8 protein-coding genes are annotated in these 12,162 nt (G+C 65.1%); 2 read left to right on the top strand and 6 right to left on the bottom strand.

Annotation, left to right across the window (positions count from 1 at the left end; genetic code table 11):
* Positions 1–21 precede the first annotated feature (21 nt).
* A complete protein-coding gene (locus HHL22_RS00170; protein WP_169528961.1) occupies positions 22–2,478 on the top strand; it encodes a S9 family peptidase in 2,457 nt (818 codons plus the stop codon).
* Between the two features lie 175 nt (positions 2,479–2,653).
* Here the strand turns inward: HHL22_RS00170 and HHL22_RS00175 are convergent, their stop codons facing one another.
* The 3 genes from HHL22_RS00175 to HHL22_RS00185 are packed head-to-tail and all read right to left on the bottom strand — an operon-like array spanning position 2,654 to position 5,144.
* Positions 2,654–3,160, bottom strand: coding sequence for a cupin domain-containing protein (locus HHL22_RS00175; RefSeq protein ID WP_169528962.1), 507 nt, complete (start codon positions 3,158–3,160; stop codon positions 2,654–2,656).
* Between the two features lie 15 nt (positions 3,161–3,175).
* Entirely contained in the window at positions 3,176–4,162 is a 987-nt protein-coding gene (locus tag HHL22_RS00180; protein WP_169528963.1) for an NADP-dependent oxidoreductase, read from the bottom strand.
* Between the two features lie 58 nt (positions 4,163–4,220).
* The gene (locus tag HHL22_RS00185) at positions 4,221–5,144 is read right to left on the bottom strand and encodes an alpha/beta hydrolase (protein ID WP_169528964.1); all 924 of its coding nucleotides are present in this window, start codon (positions 5,142–5,144) and stop codon (positions 4,221–4,223) included.
* 146 nt (positions 5,145–5,290) lie between these two features.
* Between HHL22_RS00185 and HHL22_RS00190 the strand changes: the two genes are divergently transcribed.
* Positions 5,291–5,626, top strand: a complete 336-nt coding sequence (locus HHL22_RS00190) for a winged helix-turn-helix transcriptional regulator (protein WP_169528965.1) — start codon at positions 5,291–5,293, stop codon at positions 5,624–5,626.
* A 200-nt stretch (positions 5,627–5,826) separates the two neighbouring features.
* Here the strand turns inward: HHL22_RS00190 and bglX are convergent, their stop codons facing one another.
* The 3 genes from bglX to HHL22_RS00205 all read right to left on the bottom strand — a co-directional run bounded on the left by bglX (position 5,827) and on the right by HHL22_RS00205 (position 11,763).
* Positions 5,827–8,214, bottom strand: coding sequence for a beta-glucosidase BglX (gene bglX / locus HHL22_RS00195; protein WP_169528966.1), 2,388 nt, complete (start codon positions 8,212–8,214; stop codon positions 5,827–5,829).
* A gap of 282 nt (positions 8,215–8,496) precedes the next feature.
* Positions 8,497–10,245, bottom strand: a complete 1,749-nt coding sequence (locus HHL22_RS00200) for a family 43 glycosylhydrolase (RefSeq protein WP_169528967.1) — start codon at positions 10,243–10,245, stop codon at positions 8,497–8,499.
* Between the two features lie 147 nt (positions 10,246–10,392).
* Positions 10,393–11,763: a glucoamylase family protein gene (locus HHL22_RS00205; RefSeq protein WP_169528968.1), complete on the bottom strand. Its 1,371-nt coding sequence runs from the start codon at positions 11,761–11,763 to the stop codon at positions 10,393–10,395.
* Between the last annotated feature and the right edge of the window lie 399 nt (positions 11,764–12,162).

The raw sequence follows: 12,162 nt of genomic DNA on the forward strand, positions 1-12,162 counted from the left end.
TCGTTTTCACCCCCTAGGCCCATGAAACGACTCGTACCCATTCTCCTTCTCCTCGCCGCGCCCGCCATGGCCCAGGAAACCAACTACCACGAGCCCCCGGCCGCCCTGCGCGACCTGCTGCTGGCGCCGCCCACGCCCCGCGTGAGCCTGGCCGGCAATGGGCAAACGCTGGCCATCCTGGCGGTGCAGGACTTCCCCACCGTGGCCGAGCTGAGCCAGCCCGAGCTGCGCCTGGCCGGCCTACGCCTCAACCCGCGCACCAACGGCCCGAGCCGAGCGAGCTACGCCGTGGGCCTGAGCTTCAAGCAGCTGCCCGGCGGCGCCGAGAAGCCGGTGACTGGCTTGCCCGCCCAGGCACGCATCAGCAGCCCCAGCTGGTCGCCCGATAGCCGCACGCTGGCCTTCGCACTCACCACGCCGGCCGCCGAGGGGCAGGCGGGCAAGGTAGAGCTGTGGGTAGCTGACGTGGCGACCGGCATCGCCCGCCGCCTGCTGGCCACGCCGCTCAACGACGCCTTTGGCAGCTCGTTCGAGTGGGTGTCGAATAGCCTGACGCTGCTGGCGCGCACCGTGCCCGCCGGCCGCGGTACCGCGCCGGCGGCCGATGCCTCGCCTACCGGCCCGGCCGTGCAGGAGACGGGCGGCGGCCGCAAGTCGGGCGCCCGCACCTACCAGGATTTGCTGAAAACCCCCGCCGACGAGCGGCTGTTCGACTACTACGCCACCGCCCAGCTGGTGAAGGTGCAGCTGGCCGATGGCGCCGCGCAGCCCCTAGGGCAGCCGGGCGTGCTGCGCACCACCTCGCCCTCGCCCGATGGGCGCTACGTGCTGGTGCGCGCCGTGCACAAGCCTTACTCGTACACGCTGCCCGTCAGTAGCTTCCCGCAGCGGCTCGACGTGCTCGACCTGAGCAGCGGGCAGGTGGTGAAGACCGTAGCCGACCTGCCGCTGGCTGATAACGTGCCCACCAACTTCGACGCCGTGCCCACCGGCCCGCGCGAGCACGCCTGGCGCACCGACGCGCCCGCCACCCTCTACTACGCCGAGGCCCAAGACGGCGGCGACCCCAAAAAAACCGCCCCGGTGCGCGACAAGGTGTACTTGCTGCCCGCGCCTTTCAGCGGTCCGGCCCAGGAGCTGGCGGCCCTGCCGCTGCGCTACGCCGGCATGAGCTGGGGCACCGACCACCTGGCCCTGGCCGACGGCTACCGCTGGGCCGACCGCCACGAAACCACCTGGCAGCTCGACCCCGCTAGTACCGGCCAGCCCTTGCAGGTGCTCTTCGATGGCTCGTCGCAGGACACCTACCACAACCCCGGCACGCCCTACCTGCACCGCAACGCGCAGGGCCGGCCGGTGCTGGCCCTAGGGGCCGGCGGCCAAAGCATCTATTTGTTTGGCCAGGGGGCCTCGCCCGAGGGCGACCGGCCGTTTGTGGACGAGCTGAATCTGCAAACCAAGCAAACCACCCGGCGCTGGCGCTCGGAGGCGCCCTACTACGAGGTGCCCGTGGCGCTGGTCGAAACCACCAAGAAGACGCCCGAGCTACTGACCCGCCGCGAGGCCGTCGACCAGGTGCCCAACTACTACCTACGTCCGCTGGCATCCAAGGGCAAATCCCTAGCCCTCACGTACTTCGCTAATCCCTACGCTAAGTTTGGTGGTAGCTTCCGCAAGCAGGTGCTGCACTACAAGCGCGCCGACGGCGTGGATTTGACGGCTAACCTGTATTTGCCGCCCGGCTACAAAAAAACCGACGGCCCGCTGCCGACGCTCATGGAAGCCTACCCGGTCGAGTTCAAGGACAAGGCCAACGCGGGCCAGGTGAGCGGCTCGCCCTACTCGTTCACGCGCGTGAGCTGGGCCTCGCCGGTGTTCTGGGTGACGCAGGGCTACGCCGTGCTCGAAAACGCTACCGTGCCCATCGTGGGCGAGGGCAGCGCCGAGCCCAACGACACCTACACCGAGCAACTGGTGAGCAGCGCCAAAGCCGCCATCGACGAAGGCCAGCGCCTAGGGGTGGTTGACCCTAGCCGGGTGGCCGTAATGGGCCACAGCTACGGCGCCTTCATGACGGCCAACCTGCTGGCGCACTCCAGCTTATTCAAGGCCGGCATTGCCCGCAGCGGGGCCTACAACCGCACCCTCACGCCCTACGGCTTTCAGGGCGAGGAGCGCACCTACTGGCAGGCCAAGGGCGTGTACGACGCCATGTCGCCCTTCAACTTCGCCGATAAAATCAAGACGCCCATCCTGCTCATCCACGGGGAGGCCGACAACAATTCGGGCACCTTTCCCATCCAGAGCGAGCGCTTCTACGCCGCCCTCAAGGGCCAGGGCGCCACGGCCCGCTACGTAGTGCTGCCCGCCGAGGCCCATAGCTACGCCGCCCGCGAAAACCTGCTCCACATGCTTTGGGAGATGGACACCTGGCTGGATAAGTACGTGAAGCACGGCGAAGACAAGCCGGCGCAATAGGGTGCTATTTGGGAAAAAGGAAAGAACGTCAGGCTCATCTGGCGTCCGCGCAGCCGAAGCATCTCTCCCGCGTAAGTAATCCTGACGAGTAGGGTTAGCTACGCAATAGAGATGCTTCGGCTGCGCGGACGCCAGATGAGCATAACATTCGTTTCTATTTATGCCGTCCAGGGCCCTAGGCCTCCTTCTTATCTAAATAATCGGGCGGGAATACCTCTTGACCGTAGCGGGCGGCGGCGGCTTGCAGCTGCCGAAGCTGCTCGGGGCTAGTGTGCTGCGCGGGCAGAAACTGGCCCGGCTGCACTGGCTGGCCCACCTCCCGGAAAAACTGGTCCAGGCCGGCTGGTACTACCAGGCACAGCAGATGCGCCAGCTGCTGGCTCTCGTTGTGGAAGCTGTGCACGGCCCCGCCCTTCGGAATCTCGATGAGAGCACCCTTGCGGGCGGTATACGTCTGGGTTTCGGAGCGCACTACTACCTCGCCGTCAATTACATAGAATGATTCCTGGATGTCGGCGTGGGCGTGGGGGCCGGGGCCACCGCCGGGCGGCACCAGCATATCAATAATGGCGTAGGCGCCAGCGGTTTGCTCGCTGCCAGCCAGAATGGTGTACGTATCGCCGACCACCGAAAGCGTGGGGCCGGTCTGCGGGTCGAGGGTGCGGATGGAGGTGGGTCGCATGGGAAAAGAAGGTAATTAGTTGATGGTCAAGACGATTTTGCCGTGCTTCTTGGGGGCGGCTACTGCCGGGGCGGGCGCGTTGCCGCGCTGGGGCGAGTGGCGGGCCATATCCTGCCAGGCCAGGCCAGCCTGCTCCAGGGGGTAGGTGCGGGCCAGGTCGGCGCGCAGCCGGCCGGCGTCGAAGAGTTGGGCCAAGTGGGCGAGGTCGGTGGCCGAAGGTTGCATCAGCACCATGGCGGCGCGCACTTGGTGGCGGGCGGCCTCGTCGGGGCTGGGGGGCTGGTTGCTGGCCACCAGTAGGCCGCCGGGCTGTAGCACCTGGTACGAGCGGGCCTGCGTGTCGCCGCCCACCAGGTCGAGCACCACATCCACTGCTTTCACCGCCTCTTCGAAGCGGGTGGCCTGGTAGTCGAGTACCTCATCGGCCCCCAGGAAGCGCACGAAGTCCAGGTCCTCGGCGGCGGCCGTGGCAATGACGTAGGCGCCCCGCTGGTGGGCCAGCTGCACCGCGAAGGCGCCTACCGCCCCGGCCCCAGCGTGGACGAGGATGCGCTGCCCCGCTTGCAGGCCGGCCACCGACCCTAGGGCCTGCCAGGCCGTGAGGGCCGCCACCGGCACCGCGGCCGCCTCCGTGAGCGTGAGCGAGGCGGGCTTAGCGGCGATGGCGCTGGCCGGCACGGCGAGGTACTGGGCATAGGCGCCGCCGTAGCCGGGCGTGTTAGCGCCCGCCGCTACGGTGCCGTACACCTCGGCGCCGGGCTCAAAACCAGTGACGCCCGCGCCCACCGCCTCGACGGTGCCGGCAAAGTCGCCGCCCGGAATCCAGGGAAACGTGAGGGGCATGAATTGGCGCATGGCTCCCGAGGCCTTGCCCGCGTCAATTTGATTGACGGAGGCGGCGGCCAGGCGCAGCAACACCTCGCCGGGGCCGGCCTGCGGGGTGGGGGCGTCTGCGTAGCGCAAGTTCTCGAAACCGTAGTCGAGCAGTTGAATAGCTTTCATGGTTGGGAAACTGAGGGAAAGTGTGTGGTAAGTGCTTAGTGATTAGCTCAGATAGTGCCTAGGCTAGATAGCACCGCAGAAAGCTGCCTGTGCTGTCGAAGGCTTCGCGGGCGGCTTCTAGCGTGCCCACGCTGGCCGGAAACACGTGCCCCATGCCCAGCCACACGTGCAACTCGGCCTGGCCGCCGGCGGCTTGCACCCGGCCAGCGTAGCGCACCGCATCGTCGAGCAGTACCTCGTCGTCGCCCACCTGAATCTGCACGGGCGGCAGGCCGGCTAGCTCGCCGTAGAAGGGTGATGCCTGCGGGTCGTGGGCATCGTGGCCGGCCAGGTAGAGGCGGGCGCTGGCGCCTAAGGGCATTTCTTTGGTGAAAGACAAGTCGGCCGCGGCCCGCGTGTCGAAAGTGTCGCCGGTCAGGGCCAGGTCGGTCCAGGGCGAGAGCACAGCCGCGGCGCGGGGCGCGGGCAGGCCGGGGGTGGCGGCCACGGTGGCCAGCGTGGCCAGGGCCAGGCCGCCCCCGGCCGAGTCGCCGGCTAGTACTAGCCGGGTGCGCCCTAGGGCCACCAGGTCCCGGTAAACGGCCAGCACATCATTGGGCGCGGCCGGAAAGGGATGCTCGGGGGCCAGCCGGTAGTCGGCCACGAAGCACTCGACGCCAACCCGCGCCGCTAGCTGCCCCGCCAGGTTGCGGTACGCCTCGGCCGAGCCCAGCACGTAGGCCCCGCCGTGCAGGTACAGAAGGGCGGCATCGGCGGGGGCGTGGGCGGGGCGGCACCAGTAGCCGGGCACGCCGCCCACGGTAGCCGCCTCGCAGCTGATGCCGGGGGCGGCCGGCGTGGCGCCCATGAGGGCGGCGAACATGGGCCGGGCATCCGGCCCGGCCAGCTTGCCTTTAAAGGGCGCGGCGGCGGCGCGCAGGGTAGCCATGGCGGCGCGGTCGGGCGCGGAAAGGGCGTGCTGCGTGAGGGTGGTGGTGAGCATGGGGGCGGCAAAAGCGGGAAAAGGAAGCGTTAAATCCGCGATTGTGACCCAAAGCTCTTACCTTGCTAACTGAAAGGCAAGTACTTACCTGAAAGTAGGGTGCTTACCTGCACGTTAGAAATAGTGAGAATCAGTCCCAAAAAATTATGCAGTATCCTATCGGCCATCCCCAGTGCCCCGTGCGCCGCGCCCTCAACCTGATTGGCAGCCGCTGGAAAGTGCTGCTCATTCAGCACCTGAGCGGCGGCACCCGGCGCTACGGCGAGCTAAAGCGCCTCATTCCCGACATCAGCGAGAAAATGCTCATCAACGAGCTGAAGGAACTGGTGGGCTATGGCCTGGCAGCCAAGCAGGCCTACCCCGAGATTCCGCCCCGCGTCGAGTACTCGCTCACCGACAAAGGCCGCCAGGCGCTGCCCGTAGTGGCCAGCATCATCGCCTTCGGCCTGCAAAACCTGGCCGACGAGCCGGTGGCGGCGTAAGCAGTGGGGCGTAAACCCAACAGGCGGTCATGCTGAGCTTGCCGAAGCATCTCTCCCGAACAGTGCCCTAGGGTCATTCCTAACGGCGCAGTAGAGATGCTTCGGCAAGCTCAGCATGACCGCCTAATTATACTCGCGTAACGAAAAAAGCGGCTGCAACATCCGTTGCAGCCGCTTTTCCAGTTTTCAACTCCCTAGGGCTACTTCGTCAGCGTGAAGCTGGCCATCTGCACGTCGCGCGAGTTGCCGCCGGTCATCACCTGAAACTCGCCCGGCTCGGCCACGAACTGCAAGTCGTCGTTGTAAAACTTGAGGTCGTCGGGGTAGACGTGGAACGTCACCTGCCGGCTTTCGCCGGCTTTGAGCAGAATCTTCTGGAAGCCCTTCAGCTCCTGCACCGGGCGGGTGCTGCTGCCTACCACGTCGCGCAGGTAGAGCTGCACTACCTCTTCGCCGTCGCGCTGGCCGGCGTTCTGCACCGTCACCTGCACGTCGAGGCCCTGGCCCATGCCGATGCTGGTGGCGCTCACCGTCGGCTTCGAATACGTAAACTTACTGTAGCTCAAGCCGTAGCCAAAGGGGTAGAGCGGGTCGTTGGGAATGTCGAGGTAGCGCGACTTGTACTTGTCGAGCAGCACGCCCTGGTAGGGGCGGCCGGTGCTCTTGTGGTTGTAGTAAATCGGCACCTGGCCCACGGCGCGCGGAAACGTCATAGTGAGCTTGCCCGAAGGGTTGTAGATGCCGAATAGCACGTCGGCCACCGCGTTGCCGGCCTGGCTGCCGCCAAACCACGTTTCGAGGATGGCGCTGGCGTTGTCGTTTTCCCAGGGCAGCGTGAGCGGGCGGCCGTTGCAGAGCACCACCACCAGCGGCTTGCCGGTGGCTTTGAGGGCTTTCAGCAAATCGAGCTGGCGGCCGGGCAGGCCAATGTCGGCGCGGCTGGCGGCCTCGCCGGTCATGCCCTCGCTTTCGCCCACCACGGCCACTACCACCTCGGCGGCCTGGGCGTTGCGCACGGCCTCGGCAATCTGCTCGTCGGCCGAGCGGGCGTCGGTGTCGAGCTGCGCGCCGTTCTCGTTGAGGCGCTTAATGAGCTGGTCGTCCTCGGTCACGTTGGCGCCGTGGGCGTAGCTCACCCGGATGGTCGAGCCACCTACGTTCTTGATGCCCTGCAAGATGGAAATGGCCTGCTTGCCGTCGCCGGCCCCGCTCCAGCTGCCAATCATGTCCAGCGGCCGGTCGGCCAAGGGACCCACCACGGCAATGTTGGCAGTGTTTTTCAGGGGCAGCGTCTGGTTGTCGTTTTTCAGCAGCACCAGGCTGCGACGGGCAATATCGCGGGCGGCCTGCACGAAGGCGGGCTGCATGAGCACCTGCTTGGCGCGGGCCTCCGATACGCCGCGGTAGGGGTCCTGGAAGAGCCCTAGGCGGTACTTGGCCTCCAAAATGCGGCGGCAGGCTTGGTCCACGTCGGCCTGCTTCACGGTGCCTTCCTTGATGTTCTGGGCCAGGTTTTTCAGGAAAATCTCGCCCACCATGTCCATGTCGATGCCCGCGTTCAGGGCCAGCTCGCTCACCTTCTTATCGTCGCCCAGGCCGTGGGCCTCCAGCTCGTTGATGGCCGTGTAGTCGGTAGCCACGAAGCCCCGGAAGCCCCACTGCTTGCGCAGCAAATCGGTCATCAGCCACTTGTTGGCGGTGGCTGGAATGCCGTTGACGTCGTTGAACGACGACATCACCGAGCCCACGCCGGCCTCCACGGCGGCCTTGTAGGGCGGCAGGTACTCGTTGTACATGCGCTGGCGGCTCATATCCACCGTGTTGTAGTCGCGCCCAGCCTCGGCGGCGCCGTACAGCGCGAAGTGCTTGAGGCACGCCATCACGTTGTCGTTCTTGGTCATGTCGTTGGTGGGGCCCTGGTAGCCGTGCACCATAGCGCGGGCAATCTGGCTGCCCAGGTAGGGGTCTTCGCCGGCGCCCTCCATCACGCGGCCCCAGCGCGGGTCGCGGGCAATATCCACCATCGGCGAGTACACCCAGTTGATGCCGTCGGCGGCGGCTTCCTGGCCCGCGATGTGGGCGCTGCGCTCGATGGCGGGCAGGTCCCAGGTGGCGGCCAGCCCCAGAGGCACCGGGAAAATAGTGCGGTGCCCGTGAATAACGTCAAAGCCCAGGATGAGCGGAATGTGCAGGCGCGACTGCGTCACGGCCATTTCCTGCAGCTTGCGGGCCGCCACCGGCGTGAAGGTATTGAGCACGCCGCCCACCAGGCCCTTCTTAATGTTCTCGTCCACGCCCTGGCTCACCACCGGCCCCGTGATGGTGAAGCCCACCGACACGAGGTTGAGCTGGCCGATTTTCTCCTCCGGCGTCATCTTGCCCAGCAAATCGCTCACGAAGGCCTGCATTTTGGCGTCGGGCGGCGGCAAGGGCGTGTTGGCAGGGGCGCCCGCGGGCGCGGCGGCCGAGCGCGGCTGCGCGCTGGCAGAACGGCTTTTGGCGGGGCGGGCCTGGGCGGCGGCGCGCTGGCCGGCCAGCCCGAGGGCTAGCAGTAGGGCCGCTTTGGTGAGGGTGGGGCGGTGCTTCATAAAGAGGAGAGGGAAATAAAGTCCGGCAAGGTAGAAGGGAAAAAGTGGGCGAAAAAATGCCTCTGCTGCTTGCTAAGGGCATTTTTTAGCAATATCGTGTGCTGTAGCGGGTGGGTTGGCGGCGCTGCAGTCCCTAGGGCAAACAACCCAGCGCAGTTAGACGTGTGCTGTAACCGGATGGCGCGGCCGGAGAGAAAAATGTGTCGTGAACGCTGCGAGTCCGCGCGTTTAAACGTCAGATACCAGCCCGCGCGGACGCGCAGAGGTCACGGTACGCCCGCCTTACTCCGCCCGCTGCACTGGCGTGCGGGCCGAAATACCGTTCTCGTTAAAGGCCTCGATGGTGAAATAATACGGCCGGTCCTTGTCCATGCCCTTAAACGTGTACTCGTTGGCGCCCTGCACCTGCATGCAGCTGTATAGCTTGTCAGGCCCTAGGCCAGTGTAGATATTGTAGCCGGTGGCGCCGTCCACGGGCACCCATTTCAGCCAGGCGCTGCGCTTGTCGGTGGCCGTACGCAGCACTACAAACTCGCGCACCACGGCGGGCATAGGGCCGCTGCCCAGCCCAAACACCCGCAGGTCGCTGATGGCAAACTTGCCGGTGGGCATGTGCTTGTTTACCAGCTTGAGGTAGCGCGTGCGCACCGGCGCGGGCAGGGCCACGTAGTCGTGGGGCACGTCGCGGCGGTTCTGGCTTTTGTCTACCAACACCTGCCACGTTTTGCCGTCCAGCGAGTGCAGCAGCTGGTACTGGTGGTAGAGGCCAGCCTGCTTGCCTAGGAAGGCGGGGTTTACGTCCTGGTCGGCGTAGTTTACCTGCACGGCGCGCACGGTGCATACGCTGCCCAGGTCAGTCTGGATATATTCGCCGGGGTTGGCGGTGGCGGCGCTCCAGTAGGTTTTGATGTTTTCGTCGGCGGCGTAGTTGGGCAGGTAGCCCCCTAGGGTGCTCGACACCTGCACCGGCCGCTGGTAGTTGAGCAGCATCCAGCCCGTAAACTGGCTTTGCAGGTGGTCGGCCGGGCCGGTGGGCAGGTAGTGCGGATAGTCGCCAAAAGCGGTGTTGCAGTACAGCGTACCCTCCTGGTCGAAGCCCGCCGGCCACAGCCCCAGCCGCCGCTCAAAGTTGTTCTTGACCGTGATAATCATGGTGGAGACGTGCCAGTAGTTGCCCCACTTATCCTGAAAGGTATTGCCGTGGCCGGCGCCCCGCGCAAAGCCGCCTGGCTTGTACGATACTGGGTTGTGGGCCTGGGGCACAAAGGGCCCTAGGGGGTGCTCGGCCACCTGCACGCCATCGGCGTAGCTGCTGAATTCGGTGCCGGGCGCGCCGTATTGCAGGTAGTACTTGCCGCCGTGCTTGGTCATGGAGGCGCCTTCCATGAAGGGCGGCAAAAAGGTATTATCCAGGTACTCGCCGAAGCGCTGCCAGCCGAACTGCGCGTCGTTGAGCTTGAAGAGCGGTACTGGCTGGCCGATGGGCTTCAGGGTTTTGCGGCTGAGCTGCACGCCGTAGAGCGGGTACTCGTTGGAGCTTCCGTAGTAAAGGTAGAGCCGGCCGTCGTCGTCCAGAAAGATGTCGGGGTCCCAGGCGGCCAGCGGAAACGGGTCCACGGCCTTGCTCCACTTATTGTGCAGCGGGTCGGTGCTCATCCAGAGCGCAAAATCGGCCTTTTGCGTCGAGCCGATTACCAACAGCGTGTCGCCCACGGCGCATACGGCCGGCGCGCACAGGTCGTCGAGCACCGTGTTCTCGGGCTTCAAAAACGAGCGCGCCTCAAACTGCCAGCTGCCCAAATCGGCGCTGTGCCAGTAGCCTTTCTGGTTGGTCGAAAACAGGTAGTAGGTGCCCTTAAACGGGACAATCATGGGGTCGGCCGTAGTCCGGTGCCGACCGGCCGTGGCGAAGCGCTCGAAAGGCGTATAGCCGTAGTCGAGGTCGAGTGGGTTGCAGTAGGTGGGGCGCGACGCCGTGGGCTGCCCTAGGGCCAGCAGCGGCAGCAAGGCCAGTAAAAGGAAGCGGTACATAAGGTGGGAGGGGCAAGCGTTAAATCAGAACGTCATGCTGAGCGCAGTCGAAGCATTTCGCTCGCGCCGCCTAGGGTGCTTCCGACGAGCCAAGCGCGATGCTTCGACTACGCTCAGCATGACGTCCTTTTTCAAGTGGCTGCCTGGCTAGTTTGCCTTCAAATACGGGCTCTCAAACCCCAGCTTCTTCAGGCCGCGCTGCACTTCGGGCGAGTTCATAAACAGCTTCCAGAGCAGGCCCGAGCGGTAGTTCTCCATCATCACCACAATGGGGCCCTGGTCGATGGCCAGGTGCGAGCCCGCCACCCAGTGGTGCGCCTCGCTGAAGGCGTCGTAGAAGCCGTAGGGGCTCCAAAGCTGGTCGCCCAGGTCGTCGTAGAAGTGCCTCATGGCCAGCTTCGAGAACTCGGGCGTGTAGGGCATGGCCGAGAGCGCGGCGGTGGGCGAAATTACCCCCAGGTCCTCGGTGGGCGAGTGGGCCGCGTAGCCCTGCCAGCTGTCGCTGGCCGTCAGTCCCCAGTTGTTGGGGCCGTAGTCGGGGTAGTGCTTGGGGTTGGCCAGGCAGTAGGCGTGGTTGATGAGGGTGTGGGCGCGGTTCTGCTCCCAGTAGTCGGCGTACTGGTCCTTGAGGCCGTGCGGGTCGAGGCCCATAAAGGAGTAGTGTGAGAAGAACAGCGGCCCGCCCAGCTCGGGCCCTAGGGGCAATTTAGTATCGTAGTAAGTCTTGCCATTTTTGTATTCCGGCCCGGTGGCCCAGCCCTGGTCGTACACCGCCCGGTCGATGGCATAGCGCGGCGACGAGGCGGCCAGCACGTAGGTAATGAGGCACTCGTTCCAGCCGTGAATCTGGTGGTTCATGCTCCAGCCGTTGTTGGGGCTCCAGTGCCAGTACAGCACGTTCTGCCCCTGCGTAAACCAGCTCCACTCCACGCCCTCCCACATCCAGAGGATTTTATTGCGCAGGTTCTGCTCGTCGGGCGTGTCCTTCGTAAAGTACTGGCGGCAGCACAGCAGCCCCTCGTAAAGGAAGGAAGTCTCCACGATGTCGGCCCCGTCGTCCTTGATGCCGAAGCGGATAGTGTGGCCCGTGCGCCCGTCCAGCCAGTGCGGAAACGCGCCGTGGTACATATCGGCCTTCCACAGAAAATTCACAATCTGGTTGACCCGCGCCGCCGCCTGAGGCCGCGTAATCCAGCCACGCTCGGCCGCCACGATAATGGCCATCAGCCCGAAGCCGGTGCCGCCCGTCGTCACCACCTCGGGCCCGGTGTCAAACGAGGCGTTGCTGCGCTCGCGGGCCATACCCGAATTGCTGCGGCCCAGCTCCCAGAAGTAGTTGAACGTCTGGCGTTGCACGGCATCAAGCAGCTGCTCGTCCGAGAGGCCCCTAGGGCGCCGGCGGGCGTCGAAAGGAGCCGCCTTGGCAGCGGGAATGGGCTTGGGCTTAGGCGTTTGGGCGGGCAGCAGAGTGGGGGCCAGCAGAAGGCCTAGGGCCAGTAGCAGGTGCGTGAGCTTCATAGGGGCGGGGTGGGCTAGGAGCGCGGGAAAGTGAGGCGAAGGTAGAAAATGCCGGCACGAAAAGCGCGTCGCCAGCCAGGCGCGTCGCCACATCTAGCCAGCTAATGTGCTATCAAGCCTTACAGTTATGATATTTTTTCTACCTTCGTACTAGCAATGATGCAAACGATTGTTGCCGCTCCAGATTAGATATTCGCGCTTTTACTAGGCACCCCCCAACCTGCAGGCTTGGCATGTTAGCTTAGTTTTGGCCAGTTGCCGTTTCCACCGGCACTTCTTGGCCGCCCAGGGCCCCTAGGGCCCCTTGCATTCGCCCCCTTTTCACTTTCCCCCACCCTTCCTTTTATGGACATGAAAACTTTACGGTTTTCGGGAGTAATCCATTCGCGGGCTTTTTTA

It is taken from the genome of Hymenobacter polaris (genome assembly GCF_012927305.1).
GTDB classification, from domain to species: Bacteria; Bacteroidota; Bacteroidia; order Cytophagales; family Hymenobacteraceae; genus Hymenobacter; species Hymenobacter polaris.